This is a genomic window from Micromonospora sp. LOL_021 (assembly GCF_048060215.1).
Lineage (GTDB): Bacteria > Actinomycetota > Actinomycetes > Mycobacteriales > Micromonosporaceae > Micromonospora_E.
Genome location: NZ_JBHMIN010000060.1, coordinates 15,773 through 37,319 on the forward strand (window position 1 = coordinate 15,773; position 21,547 = coordinate 37,319).

General features: G+C 70.0%; 20 protein-coding genes. 12 read left to right on the forward strand and 8 right to left on the reverse strand.

All coding sequences use genetic code 11. From position 1 onward, the window contains the following. Positions 1-43 precede the first annotated feature (43 nt). The 7 genes from ACFHWT_RS27355 (at position 44) to ACFHWT_RS27385 (ending at position 6,375) form a co-directional block, all read left to right on the forward strand. Positions 44-628: a 1,2-dihydroxy-3-keto-5-methylthiopentene dioxygenase gene (locus ACFHWT_RS27355; protein ID WP_416597559.1), complete on the forward strand. Its 585-nt coding sequence runs from the start codon at positions 44-46 to the stop codon at positions 626-628. Next, a complete protein-coding gene (gene mtnC, locus ACFHWT_RS27360; RefSeq protein WP_416597560.1) occupies positions 625-1,347 on the forward strand; it encodes an acireductone synthase in 723 nt (240 codons plus the stop codon). Before ACFHWT_RS27355 ends, mtnC begins: the two co-directional genes overlap by 4 nt. After that, a complete protein-coding gene (locus tag ACFHWT_RS27365) occupies positions 1,344-2,531 on the forward strand; it encodes a pyridoxal phosphate-dependent aminotransferase (RefSeq protein ID WP_416597561.1) in 1,188 nt (395 codons plus the stop codon). The genes mtnC and ACFHWT_RS27365 overlap by 4 nt, the downstream gene beginning before the upstream one ends. Then, complete coding sequence (locus ACFHWT_RS27370; RefSeq protein WP_416597562.1) at positions 2,528-3,358, forward strand: S-methyl-5'-thioadenosine phosphorylase; 831 nt, start codon at positions 2,528-2,530, stop codon at positions 3,356-3,358. Before ACFHWT_RS27365 ends, ACFHWT_RS27370 begins: the two co-directional genes overlap by 4 nt. Beyond that, a complete protein-coding gene (locus ACFHWT_RS27375) occupies positions 3,351-4,784 on the forward strand; it encodes an MFS transporter (RefSeq protein WP_416597563.1) in 1,434 nt (477 codons plus the stop codon). Before ACFHWT_RS27370 ends, ACFHWT_RS27375 begins: the two co-directional genes overlap by 8 nt. A gap of 118 nt (positions 4,785-4,902) precedes the next feature. Beyond that, positions 4,903-6,015, forward strand: coding sequence for a metal-dependent hydrolase family protein (locus ACFHWT_RS27380; protein WP_416589711.1), 1,113 nt, complete (start codon positions 4,903-4,905; stop codon positions 6,013-6,015). 27 nt (positions 6,016-6,042) lie between these two features. Further along, the gene (locus ACFHWT_RS27385; protein ID WP_416589712.1) at positions 6,043-6,375 is read left to right on the forward strand and encodes a tRNA-binding protein; all 333 of its coding nucleotides are present in this window, start codon (positions 6,043-6,045) and stop codon (positions 6,373-6,375) included. A gap of 794 nt (positions 6,376-7,169) precedes the next feature. On the opposite strand, the gene ACFHWT_RS27390 is transcribed toward ACFHWT_RS27385, so the two are convergent. Next, positions 7,170-8,270, reverse strand: a complete 1,101-nt coding sequence (locus ACFHWT_RS27390) for a GlxA family transcriptional regulator (protein WP_416597564.1) — start codon at positions 8,268-8,270, stop codon at positions 7,170-7,172. A gap of 69 nt (positions 8,271-8,339) precedes the next feature. On the opposite strand from ACFHWT_RS27390, the gene ACFHWT_RS27395 reads away from it, so the two are divergent. Continuing rightward, positions 8,340-9,320 (forward strand): NADP-dependent oxidoreductase, encoded by a 981-nt coding sequence (locus ACFHWT_RS27395; RefSeq protein ID WP_416589714.1) that lies wholly within the window; start codon positions 8,340-8,342, stop codon positions 9,318-9,320. A gap of 268 nt (positions 9,321-9,588) precedes the next feature. Here the strand turns inward: ACFHWT_RS27395 and ACFHWT_RS27400 are convergent, their stop codons facing one another. After that, positions 9,589-10,575, reverse strand: a complete 987-nt coding sequence (locus ACFHWT_RS27400) for a glycosyltransferase family 2 protein (protein ID WP_416597565.1) — start codon at positions 10,573-10,575, stop codon at positions 9,589-9,591. A gap of 210 nt (positions 10,576-10,785) precedes the next feature. Between ACFHWT_RS27400 and ACFHWT_RS27405 the strand changes: the two genes are divergently transcribed. After that, a complete protein-coding gene (locus tag ACFHWT_RS27405; RefSeq protein WP_416597566.1) occupies positions 10,786-11,745 on the forward strand; it encodes a sulfotransferase in 960 nt (319 codons plus the stop codon). Here the strand turns inward: ACFHWT_RS27405 and ACFHWT_RS27410 are convergent. The 4 genes from ACFHWT_RS27410 to ACFHWT_RS27425 form a co-directional block, all read right to left on the reverse strand. Continuing rightward, the gene (locus tag ACFHWT_RS27410) at positions 11,697-13,433 is read right to left on the reverse strand and encodes a glycosyltransferase (RefSeq protein ID WP_416597567.1); all 1,737 of its coding nucleotides are present in this window, start codon (positions 13,431-13,433) and stop codon (positions 11,697-11,699) included. The genes ACFHWT_RS27405 and ACFHWT_RS27410 overlap by 49 nt on opposite strands. Positions 13,434-13,510: 77 nt before the next feature. After that, positions 13,511-14,308, reverse strand: coding sequence for a DUF427 domain-containing protein (locus tag ACFHWT_RS27415; RefSeq protein ID WP_416597568.1), 798 nt, complete (start codon positions 14,306-14,308; stop codon positions 13,511-13,513). Between the two features lie 83 nt (positions 14,309-14,391). Beyond that, positions 14,392-14,940 (reverse strand): hypothetical protein, encoded by a 549-nt coding sequence (locus ACFHWT_RS27420; protein ID WP_416597569.1) that lies wholly within the window; start codon positions 14,938-14,940, stop codon positions 14,392-14,394. Between the two features lie 67 nt (positions 14,941-15,007). Further along, a complete protein-coding gene (locus tag ACFHWT_RS27425; RefSeq protein ID WP_416597570.1) occupies positions 15,008-16,336 on the reverse strand; it encodes a BTAD domain-containing putative transcriptional regulator in 1,329 nt (442 codons plus the stop codon). Positions 16,337-16,413: 77 nt separating this feature from the next. Between ACFHWT_RS27425 and mobA the strand changes: the two genes are divergently transcribed. Together mobA and ACFHWT_RS27435 are read left to right on the forward strand one after the other, a co-directional pair. Then, complete coding sequence (gene mobA / locus ACFHWT_RS27430) at positions 16,414-17,031, forward strand: molybdenum cofactor guanylyltransferase (RefSeq protein WP_416597571.1); 618 nt, start codon at positions 16,414-16,416, stop codon at positions 17,029-17,031. Next, the gene (locus ACFHWT_RS27435; protein WP_416597572.1) at positions 17,028-17,312 is read left to right on the forward strand and encodes a DUF6457 domain-containing protein; all 285 of its coding nucleotides are present in this window, start codon (positions 17,028-17,030) and stop codon (positions 17,310-17,312) included. Before mobA ends, ACFHWT_RS27435 begins: the two co-directional genes overlap by 4 nt. On the opposite strand, the gene ACFHWT_RS27440 is transcribed toward ACFHWT_RS27435, so the two are convergent. Further along, a complete protein-coding gene (locus tag ACFHWT_RS27440; RefSeq protein ID WP_416597573.1) occupies positions 17,290-19,560 on the reverse strand; it encodes an FdhF/YdeP family oxidoreductase in 2,271 nt (756 codons plus the stop codon). The two genes, ACFHWT_RS27435 and ACFHWT_RS27440, sit on opposite strands and share 23 nt — an antisense overlap. Before the next feature lie 173 nt (positions 19,561-19,733). On the opposite strand from ACFHWT_RS27440, the gene ACFHWT_RS27445 reads away from it, so the two are divergent. Continuing rightward, positions 19,734-20,831 (forward strand): T3SS (YopN, CesT) and YbjN peptide-binding chaperone 1, encoded by a 1,098-nt coding sequence (locus ACFHWT_RS27445; protein WP_416597575.1) that lies wholly within the window; start codon positions 19,734-19,736, stop codon positions 20,829-20,831. 18 nt (positions 20,832-20,849) lie between these two features. Here the strand turns inward: ACFHWT_RS27445 and ACFHWT_RS27450 are convergent, their stop codons facing one another. Then, positions 20,850-21,317, reverse strand: coding sequence for an Lrp/AsnC family transcriptional regulator (locus tag ACFHWT_RS27450; protein ID WP_416597574.1), 468 nt, complete (start codon positions 21,315-21,317; stop codon positions 20,850-20,852). Positions 21,318-21,547: the final 230 nt, after the last annotated feature.

Genomic DNA, 21,547 nt, shown 5'->3' on the forward strand with positions numbered 1-21,547 from the left:
TGACATCGAATTTGATACCTACACCGTAGCGAGGGAGAAGACTGTGACACTGCTACAGATCATGCCCGATAACGATGCTGCAACGGTGCTCACCCGTATCGACCGGCCCGCCGAAATCGCCGAGGCTCTTCGACCACTCGGTGTTCAGTTCGAGCAGTGGGAACACGGGGCGAGGCTGGCTTCGCAAGCCGCCCAGGCCGACGTTCTCGACGCGTACCGGACCGAGGTGGACCGCATCTGTGCAAAGGGTGGTTTCCGGCTAGTCGACGTCGTCCGGATGAGGCCTGACGACGCGGATCCCGAGTGGCCGTCCAAAGCCCATGCGGCCCGCACCCGGTTTCTCGACGAGCACACCCACGACGAGGACGAGGTGCGCTTCTTCGTCGAGGGATCCGGCTGCTTCTATCTGCACGTCGACCACAGGGTGTACGCCGTGGTGTGCGAGGCCGGCGACCTGCTCTGGGTTCCACAGGGCACCTCGCACTGGTTCGACATGGGCAGCCAGCCAGAGTTCACCGCGATCCGATTCTTCGAGGAGGAGGACGGCTGGATCGGCAACTTCCTGCCGGACAGCATCGCGCGGGCGTTTCCCACGCTGGACGAGCTGCGTGTGGTCCGGCTGCCATGATCCGTTCAGTAGTCCTCGACGTGGAGGGCACCACCAGTTCGGTCGAGTACGTACACCAACGGTTGTTTCCGTACTCGCGCGAGGTGCTGCCGGACTGGGTGCCGGCGCACAGTGACGAGCCGGCGGTCGCGAGCGCGCTGCGCGCGGCGGCCGGTCTGGCCGGCCGGCCCGAGGCCAGCCCGGCCGAGGTGGTCGAGTTCCTGCTCGACTGGATTCGTCAGGATGCCAAGCTCGCACCCCTGAAGACCATTCAGGGTCTGATCTGGCAGGACGCCCTGGCCAGCGGTGCACTCGCGGGGCATGTGTACGACGATGTGCCACCTGCCATCCGGGCATGGGCAGGGCAGGGCCTCACGGTTCACATCTTCTCCTCCGGCTCCGTCACGGCGCAGAAGGCCTGGTTCCGGCATACCTCGCATGGTGATCTGGTGCCCTACCTCACCGCCTTCTTCGACTTGGAGAACGCCGGTGTCAAACACCTGCCCGATTCCTATCGGGCGATCGCCCGTTCGATCGGAACCGCCCCGGACTCGATCCTGTTCCTGTCGGACGTGACCGCCGAGCTGGACGCGGCCCGGTGGGCCGGCTGGCGCACGGTCGCGGTGCAGCGGAACGGTGCGTCCTCGACGGCCGGCGGCCACCTGGCGATCGCAGACTTCGATGAGCTCGAGCTGACCGCCAGCGCGGTCAGACCGGTGGGCGTACGGCGGTCGCGATGATCCCGACATTTTCTGGCGCGTCCGCCACCGGAACGACCATCTTCACCGAGATGACGGCGCTGGCTCAGCGCACGGGTGCGGTGAATCTGGGGCAGGGCTTCCCGGACACCGACGGCCCGGCAGCCATGCTGGACGCGGCACGATCCGCCATCGCGGCAGGCGCGAACCAGTATCCACCGCTGACCGGACTTCCTGAGCTGCGCAACGCGATCTCCGCGCAGCGGACGACGCGGTACGGCACCTCCTACGACCCGGAGACCGAGGTCCTCGTGACAACCGGCGCGACCGAGGCGCTCGCTGCGGCGCTGCTGGCTCACTGCCAGCCGGAGGACGACGTCATCGTCTTCGAGCCGTACTACGACTCGTACGCCGCCAGCATCGCGCTGGCAGGGGCACGGCAACGGTCCGTACCGATGCGTCCCGACGCCAACGGACGGTTCGGATTCGACCCGGCGGACTTGCGCGCGGCAGCGACCGGCCGACCCCGGGTGCTGATATTGAACAGCCCGCACAACCCAACCGGAACGGTATTCAACGACGAGGAGCTGGCCGCCATTGCCGATTGCTGCCACCGCCACGACCTGCTCGCCATCACTGACGAGGTCTACGAGTACCTGACCTACGACGGTGCGGTACACATCCCACTCGCCACGCTGCCAGGGATGAAGGAACGGACACTGTCCGTCTCGTCGGCGGGAAAGACCTTCAGCGCCACCGGCTGGAAGGTCGGCTGGGTATGCGGTCCGGCGAACCTGGTCGGCGCGGTCCGGCAGGTCAAGCAGTATCTGACCTTCGCGTCGGGCCCGGCGTTCCAGGCCGCGGTGGCACTTGGGTTGACGAACCACCAGCAGTGGGTGAATGCCATGGCGGAACGCCTGCGAGCCGGCCGGGACCGGTTGCGCAGCAGCCTGATCTCCGCGGGGCTCACCCCGTACACGTGCCAGGGTACGTACTTCCTCCAGGCGGACGTGCGGCCCCTCGGCACCGCCGACGGCGTCCGCTTCTGCCGGGAACTGCCGTACCGCGCCGGGGTCGCCGCGATCCCCAGCGCCGCGTTCTACGACAACCCCGAAGACGGGTTGTCCGTTGTCCGTTTCGCGTTCTGCAAGCGGCCGGACGTCCTGGCTGAGGCCGGACGCCGACTCGCCAACCTCAAGACACTGCCCGACCTGGAGACACGATGACGACGCAGGCAATGCCGAACGTGGGAGTCATTGGCGGCACGGGCTTCTACTCGCTCCTCGAGAACACCGACGAGATCAGCGTGGACACGCCCTTCGGCCCGCCGAGCGGACCCGTGACGGTGGGCGAGGTGCGCGGCAGGGCCGTCGCCTTCCTCGCACGCCACGGCGCCAACCACCGCTACCCACCGCACAAGATCAACTACCGGGCCAACCTGTGGGCGATACGCGCTGTGGGCGTGCGCCAGATCCTGGCACCCTGCGCCGTGGGCTCGCTACAGCCGAGGCTCGGACCGGGCACCCTGGTGGTCCCGGACCAGGTCGTGGACCGGACATCCGGCCGGCACCGTACCTACTTCGATTCCGGCGCGGCACACGTCCCTTTCGCCGATCCGTACTGCCCAGTGGGTCGGGAAACCGTCCTGAAGACCGCCAGCCAGTACGACTCACTCGTGATCGACGGGGGCACCACCGTCGTGATCGACGGGCCACGGTTCTCCAGCCGCGCCGAATCACAGTGGTACGCGCGGGAGGGATGGTCCCTGGTCAACATGACGGGCCAGCCTGAAGCCACCCTGGCCCGGGAACTCGCCCTCTGCTACACCTCCATCGCCCTGGTGACCGATCTGGACGCCGGTCTCGCCGCCGGGGACGAGGTCCAGCAGCAGGACGTGTTCCAGGTGTTCGCCGAGAACATCGACCGACTCCGGGCGCTCGTGTTCCGGGTGGTTGACGCGTTGCCGCCGAAGCCCCGATGCCGGTGCCGCTCGGCCCTCCACGGCATCGACGTTCCGTTCGACCTGCCCGATGCAGCGGCCCGCCATGTCTGACCTGTTGGCCCGCCTGGAACGGCTGCCGTTCTCCCGCGTGCATCTGACGCTCCTCGTGATGGGCGGCCTTGGTCTCGCCTTCGACGGTCTTGACGTCGCCACCGTCGCATTCGTGCTACCGTCGATCTCCGAAGAGTGGGCTCTGCAGAGCGGCCAGACCGGCCTGGTCGGAAGCTCGACTCTCATCGGATTCTTCTTCGGCGCCCTCGGCGCCGGAATCATCGGTGACCGGATTGGTCGGCGCCGAGTGATGATGTGGGCACTGGCCATCTTCTGCCTGGCCACTCTGGCTGCGGCCTTCGCACCGTCGTGGGAGTCCTTCTTCGTCGCCAGGCTGATCGCCGGCGTCGGCACCGGAGCCGAATCGGTGATCATTCCGGCCTTCCTATCTGAATTTATCCCCGGCCGGCTGCGCGGCCGATTCATCGGCGCACTGGCTGGCTTTTTCTCTTTCGGTTACGTCGCCGCCGCGATTCTGGCCCGATTTATCGTTCCGATGGGACCGGAAGGGTGGCGGGTGCTACATGTAGTCGCCGCAATACCCATCATTCTGCTGCTGTGGTGGCGCCGTTCGGTGCCGGAATCTCCTCGTTTCCTAATTGCAAAAGGCAAGATGGCCGAGGCTCGTGCCGTGGTCGAGGAAATTGAAAGGAAGGCGCGGTATCGCTCAGCCCCGCCGGCCGATCTGCTGTTGTCGGCCGAGCCCGTCGCCGCCGCCGACCAGCCGGCGAAAACTGTCTCGCCCCGTCCCGGTATCGCTGGATTGTGGCAAGGCGGATTGGCCGGCCGGACCGCCGTCCTGTGGGTGCTCTGGATCGTAATCACCTTCTCCTTCTATGGCTTCTTCACGTTCATGCCGACCCTGCTCTACCAAGATGGTCTCACGATCACCAAGAGTTTCACATACTCGATTGCAATCTATATGGCACAGATTCCCGGATACTATTCGGCGGCACTTCTCACCGACCTCGTCGATCGGAAGTGGACGATTGCCGCCTACCTGGGTGGCGGCGCGGTGGCCGCTTACCTGCTCTCCGGGTCGGAGGCTTCCGCGCAGGTGATGATCTTCGGCGGGATGCTCTCGTTCTTTATGAACGGCGTATACGCGGCGATCTATGCGTACACGCCGGAGTTGTACCCGACGGCGATCCGAGCGCGAGGCATGGGCACCGCCTCGGCGATCGGCCGCCTCGGCGGAATCTCGGCGCCGATCCTGATCGGCACTACCTACCCGGTCCTCGGCTTCGACGGCGTCTTCCTGATCACCATGGGCGCGCTGGCCGCTGGCGTACTGGTCGTCCTGATCTTCGGGGCATCCACGCGAGGACGGGTGCTGGAGGACATCAGTGCCGACGGGCCGGTGGTCTCGCCGGCTTCGGGGGACACGACGCCGACGGGGGGCAACCTTCATGCCGGGACCAGGTGACGCAAGGACCTGGCTGCTACTCAACGCGACCGTACTGGACGCGGCGACAGGCAGGCTCACCCCTGACCGCCGCGTCCTGGTGCTAGACGGGACGATCGCCGAGATCGGTGGCGCGGACGTGGCCTACAGCGAGGCACCGGTCATCGACCTGCGCGGGGCAACCCTGCTACCGGGCCTCATCGACGGGCACGTGCACGTGACGGCGGCCAGGGCAGACCTCTCCGTCCTGCCGAACCTGTCCCCCTACTACGTGGGGGCGTACGCGGCCGAGGCGCTACGGCACATGCTGGCAAGAGGATTCACCACGGTGCGCGATTGCGGTGGGGCCGATTACGGCCTTGCCGAGGCCGTCGCGCAAGGGCTCATCGCCGGCCCTCGTCTGCTCTATGGCGGCAAGGCGCTGTCCCAGACCGGCGGTCACGGGGACGTACGGCGGCCGGGCCGGGATGTCGGATCCGTCGCCTATTGTTGCCCCGACTTCGGCCGCGTGTGTGATGGTGTCCCCGAGTGTCGACGCGCGGCCCGCGATGAAATCCGCAAGGGTGCCCACCATATCAAGATCATGCTCGGCGGCGGGGTGGTATCACCGACCGATCGGATCGACAGCACGCAGTTCGCCTTGGACGAGATCATCGCTATCGTCGAAGAAGCCCGAGCGGCGGGGCGATACGTCGCCGGGCACGCTTACACGCCTGAGGCGATCAATCGCGGCCTTCAAAGCGGTGTCCGCAGCATCGAACATGGTAATCTGCTCGATGCCAGCAGCATCGGGCTGTTCCGGGCCACCGGCGCGTTTCTGGTGCCCACGCTGATCACCTACGATGCGATCGCCCGGGAAGGGAGAGTCACCGGTATCCCCGAGCCGATTCACCGTAAGGTCTACGATGTGCTCGACTCGGGGCTACGAGCTTTGGAGACCGCTCACCGGGGCGGCGTTAACATCGTCTTCGGGACCGACCTGCTCGGCGAGATGCAGCGCCACCAACTCGACGAAATGCGTCTGCGAAATGAAGTGCTGAAGCCGTTGGACATCATCCGCTCGGCCACCTCGACTGCCGCGGCGATGCTCGGCGCGGAAGGCACGCTGGGAGTGGTCGCTCCGGGTGCCTTCGCCGACCTCATCGCGGTCGACGGCGATCCGTTGGAGGATCTCCGGCTGCTGACGGAACCGGACAGGCGCCGGCGGCTGCTTATGGCCGCAGGCCGGATAGTGACACCACCGTACCTATGATCGAGGGCTCTGATGCAATATAGTGGCATGATCGACTACTCCGACTTCACCAAGGTCGACCTGCGGGCCGGGCGGATCATCAAGGTCGAGGAGTTTCCTCGGGCCCGGACGCCCAGCTACAAAGTACTCGTCGACTTCGGACCAGAGATCGGCGAACGGTGGTCGAGCATGCAGGCCGCCCGCGAGTACCGGCCAGAGGACCTGCTGGACACCTTCGTTGTCGGGGTGGTCAACATGCCTGGGCGAAACATCGCGGGGTTCATGTCGCAGGTTCTGATCCTCGGTGTACCAGCGGCCGATGGTGGGCTGTCTCTCCTGCGTCCGGATCGTGGCGCGCAGTTGGGCGGTCGCGTGTATTGAGGCTGCGGGTCACCTGCCACGGTGGCACACGGCCGCCCAGATCGGTGCCGCGCGGAGCCTGTGGGCTCGCAAAGCCGGTTCGGCTACGCTGCCTGGGAATACTCGTTGATCAGCCCGCCGAGGATCGGCGCACCAGGATCTCCACATCCTTGGCCCTATCGTCACGGGCGAGCTGGGACAACATCCGCAGGACCTGGCGAAGCAGCAGGTACACCAACGACGCGCTCATAGCCGACGAGCATGACGGTTACACCCGGGCTCGAACTCGCACAGGGCCGCTCCTCAGACGGCCGAACCGAAAATTCGAGCCCCACAGCACAGGTCGTTGGTGCTCCTTGAGTGCTCGGATGCCAGCGACCCGATTTGACCGTGGATACAGGATTCCTGCCACCAGTGGCTGCCGATCAGGCGACTACCATGCGCGATGTCCCCGCTGGCCTGCCGAAACGGCACCGCTCCGGCTGGATTGTCAGCGCGAAATCTGGACGAAAACACCTTTGCGTTCAGTAAAGCCAAGCCGCAACCGAAGCACTCCTCGGCAGCACCCCGCCACGAACACCCGACAGCCGCTGGTGCGTCCAAAGGATGCCCATCCGGCGGACGACCGCTGACGGGTGACAAGGCGTGCTGGTCACCGGTGACCAGCCAGCAGCCGCTGCCGCGGCCTGGTCGTCGAAAACGCTGGCCGACGTGATCCGTGACGGACAGATCGCCGCGAGCGTCCTCGCACGGGACTGTCAGAAGGCCCCGGCCTGGCTGCTGGCTCTGCGCCGGCCGGTCTGCTGCCTGTGGTTTTACCCGGTCGCGCCCGGAGCCGGCTCCGACGCGCGGAAGGTACGCCGGTAGGTCGACGGGGCGACCCCCGCCTCCGCCGCCAGGTGTCGACGCAGCGAGGTCGCGGTGGCGAAGCCAACCTCGTGGGCGACTCGATCCACCAACAGATCGCTGGACTCCAGCAGGTGCCGCGCCCGCCGCAGCCGCTGCTGGGTCAGCCAGCGACCAGGACTCATGCCGGTCTCTTCTTGAAAGCGCCGGGCGAAGGTACGGGTGCTCATCGCCGCGTGGGTGGCCAGTTCGTCCAGCGACAGCGGCGATTCGAGGCGCTGCAGCGCCCAGTCACGTGTCGGCCCGGTGCCGGTCGCACTCGCCGGCGGCACGGGCTGTTCGATGTACTGCGCCTGCCCACCGTCCCGGTACGGCGGCATGACGCACTGACGGGCAACCTGGTTGGCCACCTCGCTGCCGTGGTCCTGGCGCACCAGGTGCAGGCAGACGTCGACCCCGCTCGCTGCCCCGGCCGAGGTGAGCACGTCACCGTGGTCGACGAACAGTACGCCGGCATCGAGCTCGACCTGCGGGAACAGCTCCTGAAAGTAGTCGGCCAGCGCCCAGTGGGTGGTGGCCCGCCGCCCGTCCAGCAGACCAGCCGCGGCCAGCAGGAAGGCCCCGGTGCAGATGGACACCAGACGGGTGCCGGGGCGCACGCGGGACAGGGCTGCGACGGCCAACGGGTCCGGGGCGGCGGCCGAGGCCGGGTAGATCGCGTACGGGGGGATGACGAGGGTGTCCGCCTCGGGCAGTACCTCGGGACCGTGTCCGGGGGTGACGGTCAGGTCCGCGTCGGTACGTACGGGCTGTCCGTCCACGCTCGCGGACAACACCTCATAGCGGCCACCGGCCGATCCCAGGATTCGGTGCGGGATGCCGAGTTCAAAGGGGTAGACGCCGTCGAGGACGAGGACGACGACCTTGTGGGCGTCCGGCTGCGGGCGGCGCATCCGGCGGTCGAGCTCGGTCGCGCGGTCGGCGAGGTCACGGGCCCGGGACGGCGCGGCGCGGGGGAGCCGAGTGCTGCTGGCGCAGGAAACGCGGCGGACGGCAGAGTCGGTGGTCATGGCAGGAACATATCGGAAGGCGACCTTCTTGCCATCGTCGCAGGTCCGGCGTCCGGCCAGGATGAGGACATGACTTCGACGGACACAGCTGAACACCCCGGCTCCACGGGTACCCCGGTGATGCTCGCCCTGCACCAGACCGCCCTTGGTGGCCCTGAGGTCCTGCGGCTGACCGAGCTTGCGCGGCCCGCGCCCGGCCCGGGAGAGATCCTTGTCGCTGTGCACGCGGCCGGACTCAACCCCACGGACTTCAAACACCGTGCTCACCACGTTTTCCTGCCGCCACCGCCGATGACCCTGGGGTGGGACGTCTCCGGCACTGTGGTGGAGACAGGCGTCGGCGTCACCCTGTTCCGGCCCGGTGACAAGGTGTTCGGCATGCTGCCTTACCCCTACGGCGCCGGTTCCCACGCGGAGTACGTGACCGGTCCCACCCGCGCCTTCGCGGCCAAGCCCGCCGGGATCGACCATGTCCAGGCGGCCGCTCTGCCGCTGGCCGCGCTCACCGCCTGGCAGGCTCTCGTCGACACTGCGGCCCTGCGGGCCGGGCAACGGGTGCTGATCCACGCCGCAGCCGGCGGTGTCGGTCATCTCGCGGTGCAGATCGCCAAGGAGTGCGGCGCGCATGTCACCGGGACCGCGAGTGCCGCCAAACATGGCTTCCTGCGCGAGATCGGCGTGGATGCCTGCATCGACTACGCCACCGAGGACTTCACCGACATCGAACAGCGGTACGACGTGGTTCTCGACGCCCTAGGCGGGGAAACCGCGACCCGTTCGGTGGGAGTGCTCCGTCCCGGCGGGATCCTGGTGTCCCTGGTGCCGGGCGCTGAAGATACCCAGGCCGCGGCAGAGAAGGCGCAGGTCCGCGCCGTCATCCTGCTCGTTGAGCACGACCAGGCCGGGATCCGCGCTGTCGCCCGACTCGCTGACCGAGGAAAACTCCGCGCGCACGTCTCCGGCACCTTCCCCCTCGCCGAAGGCGCCCGGGCTCACGCCCTGGGAGAGACCGGACACACCACGGGCAAACTGGTCATCACCGTACGCTGACCCAGCTGGCTCGGCCGTCGCCCCGATCCGCGTCACAGTCAATCAGGCGAACCCCGGACCCAAGGCCCGTGTCGACCATACGCACACAGTGCCGCGCGCGCTCAGCGCCGGCAACGGGAGGAACGCGATGGTCGATGTGCAGCCGGACCTGACCGTGGATCATTGGATCGCGACGATGCCGGCCGCTGGCGCGGAGCCCTTGCGAAGGCGGCCCTCTGGCGCATCACCCTGGGCCTGCGGAACGGGCGAAGCCGGTGGTGAAGCGGACCTACCGCTGAAGCGCATCCGTTTCGGTGCCCGCCGGCTGCTCGGGCTGCGCCTGGCGGTGGCGCTTGAGGATCATGTCCCGCACGGTACGGCGTAGGTCCGGCGGAATCAGCCAGATCTGGGCGAACGTGAGGTAGTCCAACGTGCCCGGCCGCCCGTGCCGGCGCACCTCGCGCAGCAGCGTCGCGAAGACCTTGCCGCTGCGGGTGGGTGCCGCCATCGAGCTGATCACACTCATCGTGAGCGCGGCGTACGCGCGGGGCGTCATCAGCGGACGGCTGCGCTGGAGCCACTCGAACTGTGCCTGCCACGGCGAGTCCAGGCTGATCCGTGGCCGGTTCTCGTCCTGGTGCCAGATGACCAGGGGCTCGTCGGCGAAGGTGAGCGCGACGTCGTCGTGGCTCAGCGCGCGCAGCGACCAGTCGAGCTCCTGCATCCGGGGCACCGTCGGATCGAACGGCACCCGGCGGAACAGCTCCGTCGGAGCCATGATCGTCGACGTCTGGATGAAGCCGTCGCCGTGGAACAGCCCACGCCGGACGGTGAAGTACTCGCTCGGCGGCTCACCCGGCTCCGGAAGCCGGCGAGGGATCACGAACTCGGCCCGCGGGGTCCGGTTGATCAACCGACTCGCGACGATCGGCAGCGGCGCGGACGCCTCGCGGGCCACGTCGAGCTGGGCGGCGAGCTTGTGGGGCAGCCATTCGTCGTCGTCGTCGAGCAGCGCCACCCAGGGCGCGCGGGCCTGCCGTACCCCGGCGTTGCGGGCCGCCGGCGCGCCGCCGCTGGCCGGCAGCTCGACCACCCGCAGCCGGGCGTCGGCGACCGCGTCGAGCGCGGACCGGGTCGCCGCGTCGGGCCCGTCGACCACGACGATCACCTCGATGTCCTCGACGCTCTGCGCGAGGGCGCTGTGAGCGGCGCGGGTCACGAGGTCCGGGCGGTTGCGGGTCGGGATCACCACGCTGACGGCTGGGGTATCGGGCATCACGCCTGACGATGGCGACCGTGGGCGACCATTGGGTGAAATCTGGGTAGTCATCACCCGTACGGATCGGGAACACCCTCGGTGACCGGACGACGGACCGGCACCGACCCGACATTCGGTCCGGCACCCGACTTGTCGAGACCCGAGGAGCGGACCGGGTCGGCCCCGCCCCCTGGCTAGACTCCGGCCGCAGCCTGTGGAGGGAGCGGCGTGACCAAGGTTCTGTTCATCGCGGCGTGGGGACGCAGCGGCACCACCATCTTGGACAACATTCTCAACTCGTACGAGTCTGTGTTTACCGTCGGTGAGCTCACCTACCTCTGGCTACGCGGGCTGCAGCAGCGCCGGCCGTGCGGCTGCGGCGTCCCAGTCCCCGAATGCCCGCTCTGGCAGGAGATCCTCCGGGCCGCGTACGGGGGCGACCCGCCGTCGGCCACCGAGGTGTACGCGCTGCAGCGGCGCTCCCTGCGCGTCCGCCACACGCCCACCCTCCTACGCACCCGGCCCGGCCCCGACGTCGAGCGCTACCGACAGCTGATGGCCTCGCTCTACCGGGCCGTCGCGGACGTCACCGGCGCCACGCTGATCGTCGACTCGTCCAAGTCGCCCGCCGACGCCGCGATGCTGTCCGGCGTCGCCGGGGTGCAGCCGTACCTGCTGCACGTGGTGCGTGATCCACGGGCGGTGGCGTACTCCTGGTCCCGGACGACCTCCCACCACGATCCCTCGACCCCCGGCCTGACCCACCACCACAGCCCGGCCGAGAGCAGCCGGCTGTGGCTCGGCTGGAACCTGCTGATCGAGCGGACCGCCCGCGCCTATCCGGGTCGGCACCGACGGTTGCGGTACGAGGACTTCATGGTCGGACCCCGGGAGACCGTCGAAGGTCTGCTCCGCTTCGTCGGCCTGCCGGAGGAGGCAGTCTCGCCGCCGGCTGGCGGGCCGTTCGTCGACCGGGGCACCGTGCGGCTGCGGTCCAACCACACGGTCTCCGGCAACCCGAGCCGGTTCCGCACCGGCGAGGTGTCGCTGAAGTTGGACGATCGCTGGATCGACCAACAGGCCCGGGGCCAGCGGTTGGTCTCGACCACGGTGTCGATGCCGTTGCTGCCCCGCTACCGCTACCCGCTGTGGCCAGCCCTGCGCCGCACCGCCGACCCGGCCCACTGAGCCCGTACCCGTCGGCCCGCCATCCAGGCGACCACCACCGTCGCCTTGGCCAGCGACCGTACGCCTGCCACCTCGACCGTGGTCGGCACCAGCGCGGCAGGTGCCCGGCGACGCCGGGACGGCCGGGGCATGCCGTTCGCCAGGTCGGCCGCCTCGAACCGGGTCAGGTCCACGACGCCGACCTCGTCGGCGGGCACGTCGCGGTACCCGTACACCGAGGTGACCGCGTCGAACAGCGGCTCGTCGACGGAGCGCACCCACCGCGCCCGGCCGAGCGCCGCAGTCCGCCAGAGCCGTACGCCGGCCTCCCGCGCCGGGTCCACCCCAGGCTCGCCGGAGTCGGCGCGAACCGCCCCGGACTCGTCGACCTCGACCCGGACCACGCCAGCCTGGTGACGGTCGGCGACGTCGATCAGCCGACGCAGGGCGTCCGGTGCCAGGCCGTACGCGGCCGGCAGGTCCAGCAGGTACGGTGCGGGAAAGATGCTGGTGGGCCGCTCGGTGGCCAGCCGGACCCGTGGTTCACCCCGGTAGGTCGCGGCGATCAGTCGCAGGTCGCGCAGCGGGTCGGTGAGCACCCGTACCCGGGCGTCGTCGAGCTGGTCCCACGGGCCGACCAGGGTGACCCGGATGTCGTGTTCGCTGCCGCGCAGCACCGAGTCGACGGCCGCCCGTACCCGTTCCAGCGGCTGGTCGCCGACTGCCGTGACCACCTCGACGAGCGGGACCGACCAGGACGTCCCGCCCACCTTGCGCCAGCTGCGCGGGTACGGGATCCGGTCGGCGAAGAACGGGCGGTTCCAGCGGGCGATCTCCTTGCGGGCGCGCATCACGTGGGTCCGTCCCAGATGCCAGCTCCGGGCGGCCGGCTCCGGCACGAACACGGCCCCGGCCTGGGCGAGCCGGTAGCCGAACTCGGTGTCCTCACCCAGCCGTAGCTGCGCGTCGAACCCGCCGGCCCGCTGGTACAGCTCGCGGCGCAACGCGGCGGTCGCGCCGACATGGATCTTGAACGCGTGGTGGTCGGCGATGCGCAGCTGGTCGGTCTGGTTGACGTACCGCTCGACGTAGCTGTGCGGCTCACCGGGGTCGCCACCGAACAGGTCCGCTGCCGCGCCGCGAGCCAGCGTCCGCGCGACTGTCTCCGCCGAAGGCCACCGCCCGTCGCCGTCCGGGTCGACGAAGCGCTTGTAGCCGAGGGTGACCGCGTACGGCAGCACATGCTGCCAGCGGACCTGGGCCGCCACATGCTCGGGAAAGGCGATCATGTCGGCGTCCAGCCAGTGCAGGATCTCGCCGGTGCTGTGCGCGACGCCGCAGCGCAGGGCGGCGGCCCGCCCCCAACCGGCCTCGCCGCCGGCGCCGACCCGGACGATCCTCGTCCGCGCCGGCCGGACCTCGGGCAGGGTCAACGGCGGGTCCGAGCCGTCGTCGGCCACGACGACCTCGAGCAGGTCCGCCGGGTACGTCTGCCGGCTCAACGACGCCAGGGTCAGATCCAGCGTGGGCTGGCAGTTGAAGGCCGGGATGACGACACTCACCGTTATCGTGGGCCGCCAGCTGTCCAGATCGGGTACGGCCACCGACGACCAGTCGTTGCGGACGACCCGTGGGACACCGCCCGCCGGCTGCCCGACTGCCCCGGAACCGGTTCCGTCCGCCGTGGTTGATCCGTCTGCCTGCGCCACGGGCAGAAGTTAGCAGGGGAAGGTGACCACCGGACGACACGCACCGCACGTACGGCCGGCGGGGTGTCGCGCCGGCTTCAGCTGAACTGCGTACGCGGCCGTTGCTGGGCGACGCCGTCGACGTACAGGTCGACCTTTTCGCTGTAGAAGCAGGCCAGACCGGCGATCTTCTGGCTCTCCGGCAGCGGCGCGCGGTAGATCCAGACCAGGTCGTCGTACGTCCCCTCGCCGAGCCGCACCGACCAGTACTCGGCGGTCCCCTTGTACGGGCAGTGGGTGCGGGTCCGCGACGGCATCAGCAGGTCCCGCCGCAGGTCGGTCAGGGGCAGGTAGTAGCGCGGCGGCAGCCCGGTCTCGAACAGGATCCGGGGAGAGCCGGAATCGGCCAGCGTCACCCCGTCGAGCTCCACCCGCACCCGCCGGCTGCTGGCCAGGATGTCGACCCGGGTGTACGGGTCACGCGGGTGCGTGTAGACCAGCTCATCCTCCTCCAGCCAATCGTCCATCGCCGCCCAGTCCAGCCGTACCGCGTCGCGTAGCTGCGGCAACGGTGAGTCGGGGTAGCGGCGGGCGGCTCCGGCGGCGGTCCGGCCGTCCCCGGTGACCACGTCGAGGATCTCGGCGGTGCCCCGGCTCGGCGACCGCTCGGTGGCACCGGTCGCGACGAGTGACGCGCGGACGTCCGCCGCCGGCAGGTAGTAGGTCGGATAGTAGGGCTTCTCCCAGACCAGGAGCGGGGCGGTCGTGTCGGCCACCACCTCACCGTGCAGGTACACCCGGACCCGTTTCTGGCCCGGTTCCACCCGGACCGCGCCACGCCGGCCCGGGGCCGGGCCGGCGTGGGACGTCTCGTCTCCGCTGTCGGGTCCGTTCACCCCGGAATCGTCCATACCACCGGCAACGATCATCGGGGGGTGGATGTTTCCCGCTGGCGGAGTCCGGGCTGGGCTCCCGCAGGTCAGGGCTGAAGATCGTCGCAGATGTTGTGCGCGCTGCCGACGGTGAAGCGCAGCGTCCGGTACCCCGACTTGCTGACATCCACGGTGTAGATGCCGTTCGGGACATACATGCCGCTCGGATAGTTGCCCTTTCCTTCGTGCATGCCCAGCAGGATCGGGCCCCAGACCCGCCAGGTCACGTTGTTGGAGTAGGAGCCGCCCGGCCGGATGTTCAGCACCGAGGTGCCGCTGATGTCCACCTCGACCGACTCCCCGGTAGACGTGTTGGTGACCCGGTAGATGAGCGCTCCGGTGTAGATCTCCCGCTTCGACGAGCCGTCCGGGTACGTCGCCAGCACCATCTTGACCACCCGGTCCAGCACGGGCTCGCCGCGGATCGGGAAGTCACAGGTGATGCCGGCTTCCTGCTCGAAGGGAGCCGATGGCACCGGCACCCAGTCGCCATCGCCCGAAGGTGGACGACCGTTGTCGAGGGCCGCCGATGCGGGTACGGCGGCGAGGAGCACGGCGGTGGCCGTGGCCATTGCGAGGTAAGTGAATCGACGCATGGACCGAGTCTCGAGGGCGGCCCTCACCATTGACTCACCACGATCTTGCCGAACGCGGGCCACGAGGTCAGGTCGTCGCCGGGTGGCCGCAGGTGGCCTGACTGCAGAACCGACGACGGCCACGCTGGTCGAGGAACAACCAGCCGCAGTGCGGGCCGGGGCAGGCGCACACGGTCGACCGGCGCGGGTCGGCGAGCAGTTCGCCGGCGCTGCGGGCCGCGGCGTGTAGCGGCGCGCGCAGCCCGGCCCGACGGGACGGGTGCCAGCTGCCCAGCCCGTCCGTTCCCCGACGGAACACCGCGTCCCGGGCGGCGTCCTCCACGTACCGGGCGACGGCGGCGAAGGCGCGCGGATCCGCCGGGTCGGTGAGGCAGACGTAGAGCCGCTCGCGCAGCTGGCGGGCCTCGTCCAGCACCGTCGCGGCACCGACCGGATCCTGCGCGGCGGCGGCGAGCAGGCCGGTGACGACGCTGTCGTCGAGCAGATCCTGATGGCCGGCCCAGACAGCGAGCGACGAGTAGCTGCGCAGCCACTCCGCGCCGGGGATCCGCTCACCTCCCCAGCCGGCGTACGTGTTGCAGAACTCCAGCGCTGGATGGCCGCCCACGCTCCACGGCAGCCAGTGGTCGCGGACCCGGACCGCGTACACCGGGGCCGCCGGTCGTTCGAGGCGCGGGTCGCCGACGAGGATCCGCTGGTACACGGTCTCCAGGTCGGGGCCGGGCTCGACGCCGAGTTCGCCGATGAGAGTCTTGCGGGCGCGGTCGTACAGGCGCAGCGCGTCGGCCTGCCGGGCGGACCGGTACAGGGCGGTCATCACGCTCGCGACCAGCGCTTCCCGGCCCGGATGCTGCTCGGCCAGGTCGGTGAGCTCGCGGACCACGCGCTCGTGGTGGCCCATGTCGAGCAGCGACCGCGCGCACGTCTCGGCGACGCTGAGCCGCAGCTCCCGCAACGGTTCGCCGAGCCGTTGCCGCAGCGGCTCGTTGACCAGGTCGGCGAGGAGCGGCCCTCGCCACAGGGCCAGGGCGGCACCGCCGAGGAGGACCCGCTCGGCCGGGTCGGTGGTGCCAGCGACCTCCCGGGCCAGGTCGGTGAAGCGGCTCGCGTCAACCTGCCCGGCCGGCACCGCGTAGCCACCACCCTTCGTGATGATTCGCACCCCGTGCGGCGACAGGGCGGCCCGCAACCGCCCGACGTACGTGTGCACGGCACTGCGGGCGTTCGGCGGCGGTGCACCGTCCCACAGCAGGTCGGTCAGCCGATCGGTGGCGACCGGACGACCGGCTGCCAGCAGCAGGATGGCGAGTAGCAGGCGTTCCTGCCGGCGCCGGCCCACCGATACCGGCCGGCCGTCCCGTACCACTTCGAAATTCCCGAGCAGCCTGAACTCCATACTGGAAGGACGCCCCGGCCGGCCGGCTTCGATGTCAACCGCACCGACGGGTTTCACCTCGCGGTACCGTCGGCGACGTGACCGGATTCGCGGCGGTGGTGCTGGCCGGTGGTGCGGCCCGACGGATGGGCGGCGTCGACAAACCGGACGTACCGGTGGGTGGGGTGGCCATGCGGGACCGGGTGCTGGCCGCCGTCGCGGGCGCCGACCCGCGCGTCGTCGTCGGCCCGCTGGCCGACCCGCCGCCGGGTGTCCTGGCGGTACGCGAGGAGCCGCCCGGAGCCGGTCCGGTCGCCGCCACCGCCGCCGGCCTCGCCGCGCTCCCCGCCCCGGCCGCGTTCGCCGAGCCGGCCGGTCTGGTCGCGCTGCTCGCCGGCGACCTGCCGCTGCTCACCGCCGACGCGGTGGACCTGTTGACGCGGACCGTACGGGCGGGTGGTGTCGACGGGGCGCTCTACGTCGACGCCACCGGCCGGCGGCAACTGCTCTGCGGTGTGTGGCGTACCGAGCGGCTGCGTGCGGCGGTCGACCGGCTCGCCGCGCAGCGCGGCGGCGGCCTCGTCGGGGCGTCGATGCGGGTGCTGTTCGGCGGCCTGTCCGTCGCCGAGGTGACCTGGTCCGGCACCGGCGCGGCGCCGTGGTTCGATTGCGACACCGACCAGGACGTCCGGCAGGCACGGGAGTGGGTGCGATGAGCGACACGATGACGAGCTGGGTGGCGTCAGCCGCCGCCGAACTCGGGCTCGACCCCGGCGACGTGCCGGTGCCGGTGGTGCTGGACCTGGCCCGCGACGTGGCGCACAACGTGCTGCGCCCGGGTGCGCCGGTCACCGCGTACCTGTTGGGGTTGGCCGTCGGCCGTGGCGCCGACCCGGTCGAGGCCGGCGCCCGGCTGACCGCCCTGGCGCGTGCCTATGGTGACGGCGAGGAGGTCGGGCCGGCCTCGGGCGAGGTCAGGCCGGCTCCAGGCGGATGACGATCTGCTTGGACGTCGGGGTGTTCGACCCGGCGGCGGTGGAGTCCAGCGGCACCAGCACGTTCGCTTCCGGGAAGTACGCGGCCGCGCAGCCGCGCGCCGTCGGGTAACTCACCACCCGGAAGGCGCTGGCCCGGCGCTCGACCTGATCCGACCACTCCGACACCAGGTCGACCTGGTCGCCGTCAGTGAAGCCGAGCGCGGTCAGATCGTCCGGGTGGACGAAGACCACCCGGCGCCCGCCCCGAATGCCGCGGTAGCGATCGTCGAGCCCGTAGATCGTGGTGTTGTACTGGTCGTGGCTGCGCATGGTCTGCAGCAGCAGCCGGCCCGGCGGCACCTCGATCACGGTCAACGGGCTGACCGTGAACGCGGCCTTGCCGGACGCGGTGGCGAAGGTCCGCCGGTCCCGGGGCGGATGCGGCAGCACGAATCCGTCCGGCTCGGCGACCCGGCGTTCGAAGTCGGCGAAGCCCGGTACGACGTCGGCGATGGTCGCCCGGATCGCCCGGTAGTCGCCCTGGTACGCCTCCCACGGCACCGGCGAGTCGGGCAGTGTGGCGCGGGCCAGCCGGGCGACGATCGCCACCTCGGAGAGCAGTTGGTCGGAGGCGGGGGCGAGCCGGCCCCGGGAGGCGTGCACCGCCGACATCGAGTCCTCGACGGTGACGAACTGGTCGCCGGCGGCCTGCCGGTCCCGTTCGGTGCGGCCCAGGCAGGGCAGGATCAGCGAGGTCGCGCCGGGCACCGTGTGCGAGCGGTTCAGTTTGGTCGACACGTGCACGGTCAACGCGCACGACGCCAGGGCGGCGACCGTCACCTCGGTGTCCGGGCTGGCGGCGGCGAAGTTGCCGCCGAGGGCCATGAAGACACGTACCTCGCCGTCGCGCATCGCCCGGATCGCGCCGACCGTGTCCAGTCCGGTCGCGGTCGGCATCGGTACGCCGAGTCGCCGGCCGAGCGCCGGCAGCCAGGCCGGCGGCTCGTGCCAGATGCCCATGGTGCGGTCACCCTGCACGTTGGAGTGTCCGCGCACCGGGCAGAGGCCGGCCCCCGGCTTGCCGATCATGCCGCGCAGCAGTTGCACGTTGACGATCTCGCGGATGGCGTCAACCGAGTCCTGCCGCTGGGTCAGCCCCATCGCCCAGCAGACGATGGTCGCGTCGGAGGCGGCGAACAGCTTCGCCACCTCGACGATCTGGGCCCGGTCCAGCCCGGTGGCGGCGGTCACCGCCGACCAGTCGAGCCCGGAGCGGGCCGCGCGGTACTCGGCGTACCCGCTGGTGTGGGTGTCGACGAAGTCGGTGTCGACCGCGTCGTCGGCGACCAGCAGCGCGCCGATCGCCTGGAACAGCGCCAGGTCGCCGCCGATACGGATCTGCAGGAAGTGGTCGGCCAGCGGGGTGCCGGCCCCGACCAGGCCGCCGGGGCGTTGCGGATTTCGGAACCGCATCAGCCCGGCTTCGGGCAGTGGGTTGACGGCGACGATGGTGGCGCCGTCCCGTTTGGCCCGTTCCAGCGCGGACAGCATCCGGGGGTGGTTGGTGCCCGGGTTCTGCCCGACGACGAGGATCAGTTTCGCCCGGTGCAGGTCGTCCAGGGTCACCGAGCCCTTGCCGATGCCGATGGTGCTGAGCAGCGCCACCCCGGACGACTCGTGGCACATGTTGGAGCAGTCCGGCAGGTTGTTGGTGCCCAGTGACCGGGCGAACAGCTGGTAGAGGAAGGCGGCCTCGTTGGAGGTGCGGCCGGAGGTGTAGAACGCGGCCCGGTCCGGCGAGTCGAGGCCCCGCAGTTCGTCGCCGATCAGCCGGAACGCCTCGTCCCAGCCGAGCGGGGTGTAGTGGTCGGCACCGGGTCGGCGGATCACCGGGTGGGTGAGCCGGCCCTGCTGACCGAGCCAGTGGTCGGAGCGGGTGGCCAGCTCGCTGATCGGGTGCTCGGCGAAGAATTCCGGGGTGACCCGGCGCAGGGTCGCCTCCTCGGCGACCGCCTTGGCGCCGTTTTCGCAGAACTCGGCGTGCGCGCGGCGCTGCGCGGCCGGCTCCGGCCAGGCGCAGCCGGGGCAGTCGAAGCCGCCGGCCTGGTTGACCCGCGCCAGGGTGAGCGCGGTACGGCGTACACCCATCTGGGCGACGCCGGCGCGCAGCGCATGGGTGACGCCCGGCAGTCCGGCCGCGCTGGTCGCCGGCCGGTCGACCCGCAGGTCGCGGTCGCCGGCGTCGTCTCGGGGGGCGGAACGGGCCATGCTGCCACCTTCTCACGTGCTGCGATCCGCCGGCTACGTCCAAAAGGCGCAGGCCAGCGGCGGTACGGCGAGTTGCGATCGGCCAGTGCCGGTTATCCGACGGCAACCGGGGCTAGCCGGTGTGGTGGCTCACCTGGGTAGGGTGTGCGCACAACGAGACCGAGTTGATCATCGTGGGGGAGCAGGTGCCGGCATCAGGAGATCAGGCGTCCGGGAGTCAGCCGGCGGCGCACGAGCCGCTCCTGCTCGACGAGCCGAGCACGGCCGACCTGCGGGAAAAGGTGACCCAGGCGTGGCGGGACTTCGCCGCCGCGCTGGCCGCCATGCTGCCGACGCTGCCGGCCGGTGCGCAGGTGGAGCTCACGCTCGATCCGACAGCGTCCGGCACCGGCGACGCGATCTACTCGGTGGATGTCTCGATCGGCCTGCAGGACCGGTTGACCGCGTCGGCGGTGAGCAACGCCACCCTGCCGCCGGACTACCGGATGGACCGCGACGCCGTCGCCGAACTGGTCGCGCTCGGCTGGTCGCCGCCCGGGGTGGTGCCGGGTTGCGGTGACAACTTCGGGCTGGCCACGGCGACCACCGAGGTCGCTCGGCTGGCCTCCGTGATCACCCATACGCTGCGCCAGGTCTACGGGGCCCCGCATCCGGCCTTTGTCGTCTACTCGGTGCGCGACGACAGCGACTCACCGATCGAGGTCGAGCCGCTCGGCACCGCCCGACCGGCGTCGTCCCTCGGCGACCATCTCGGGCTGCCGACCGGCGACCCGGTGCCCGGGGACGGTGACGACGCTCCGGGTGACGCGCTGCCGCTCGACGATCGGGTCCGTACGGTGGTCGCGACGATGATGCGCAGCACTCCGGAGCATCTGCATGTGGACGCGGACGGCGACATCGGGATCCGGGCCGGCTCGGCGATGGTCTTCGTCCGGATCCGGGACAATCCACCGCTGGTGGACGTCTTCTCGCCGGTCCTGACCGAGGTGGAGCCGACCGAGCAGTTGTACGTGAAGCTGTCCGAGTTGACCAACCGGATGCCGATCGGGCGGCTGTACTGCACGAACGACACGGTGTGGGCGTCCGTGCCGGTCTTCGGCCGCAACTTCCAGCCCACCCATCTGATGCTCGCGGTGCAGGTGATGACCGGTCTCGCCGACGAGTTGGACGACCGGTTGCACGGCGAGTTCGGTGGCAAACGGTTCTTTGGCGACGGGGACAAGCCGTCCCGGGGCGACGCCGGGGACCACCGCACCGGCATGTACCTCTGACCTGACCGGCCCCGCCGGTCAGGCCGGCGGGTCGGGCACGGCGACCGGCGGCGGTGCGTCGACCAACCGGGAGAGCACGATCATGCTCTTGGTGGCGGTGACGAACGACTCGGCCCGCAGCCGTTCGAGGGCCTGTTCCAGGTGCGCGATGTCGGCTGCCCGCAGGTGCACCAGGGCGTCTGCCTCGCCGCTGACCGTGTACGCCCCGACCACCTCCGGGTGCTGGCGGGTGGCCGCCGCGATCTGGGCCGGCGTGGTCCGCCCGGTGCAGAACAGTTCGATGAACGCCTCGGTTGTCCAGCCGACGGCGGACGGGTCGACGACGGCGGTGAAGCCACGGATCACCCCGGTCGCCCGCAGCCGGTCGACCCGACGTTTGACCGCCGGGGCGGACAACGACACCCGGGCGCCGATGTCCGCGTAGGACGAACGGGCATCGGCCACCAGCGACGCAATGATTCGCTGGTCCACGGTGTCGATATGCAACGTCTAACCCTTCAGGCGCAACGATCAAGACTTCTTATTGTGTGACAGCATACCTACTCTTGGTTCCCGTGACCCACGTGCGCGCTGCCGCCGGGCAGCCCCGGACGTACCTGATGTGTCCGCCGGAGCACTTCGCCGTCGAGTACGCGATCAATCCGTGGATGAACCCGGAGGACTTCCCAATAGGCTTCGAGCCGATTGGCACCGAGGTTCGTCGATGTTACGTGGGG

What these genes read in the sequence shown, in the direction of transcription:
- mtnC (WP_416597560.1), top strand. Translation starts at nt 625, where the DNA reads ATGATCCGTTCAGTAGTCCTCGACGTGGAGGGCACCACCAGTTCGGTC.
- ACFHWT_RS27365 (WP_416597561.1), top strand. Translation starts at nt 1,344, where the DNA reads ATGATCCCGACATTTTCTGGCGCGTCCGCCACCGGAACGACCATCTTC.
- ACFHWT_RS27370 (WP_416597562.1), top strand. Translation starts at nt 2,528, where the DNA reads ATGACGACGCAGGCAATGCCGAACGTGGGAGTCATTGGCGGCACGGGC.
- ACFHWT_RS27375 (WP_416597563.1), top strand. Translation starts at nt 3,351, where the DNA reads ATGTCTGACCTGTTGGCCCGCCTGGAACGGCTGCCGTTCTCCCGCGTG.
- ACFHWT_RS27385 (WP_416589712.1), top strand. Translation starts at nt 6,043, where the DNA reads ATGATCGACTACTCCGACTTCACCAAGGTCGACCTGCGGGCCGGGCGG.
- ACFHWT_RS27390 (WP_416597564.1), bottom strand. Translation starts at nt 8,270, where the DNA reads ATGACCACCGACTCTGCCGTCCGCCGCGTTTCCTGCGCCAGCAGCACT.
- ACFHWT_RS27395 (WP_416589714.1), top strand. Translation starts at nt 8,340, where the DNA reads ATGACTTCGACGGACACAGCTGAACACCCCGGCTCCACGGGTACCCCG.
- ACFHWT_RS27400 (WP_416597565.1), bottom strand. Translation starts at nt 10,575, where the DNA reads ATGCCCGATACCCCAGCCGTCAGCGTGGTGATCCCGACCCGCAACCGC.
- ACFHWT_RS27420 (WP_416597569.1), bottom strand. Translation starts at nt 14,940, where the DNA reads ATGCGTCGATTCACTTACCTCGCAATGGCCACGGCCACCGCCGTGCTC.
- ACFHWT_RS27425 (WP_416597570.1), bottom strand. Translation starts at nt 16,336, where the DNA reads ATGGAGTTCAGGCTGCTCGGGAATTTCGAAGTGGTACGGGACGGCCGG.
- ACFHWT_RS27435 (WP_416597572.1), top strand. Translation starts at nt 17,028, where the DNA reads ATGAGCGACACGATGACGAGCTGGGTGGCGTCAGCCGCCGCCGAACTC.
- ACFHWT_RS27440 (WP_416597573.1), bottom strand. Translation starts at nt 19,560, where the DNA reads ATGGCCCGTTCCGCCCCCCGAGACGACGCCGGCGACCGCGACCTGCGG.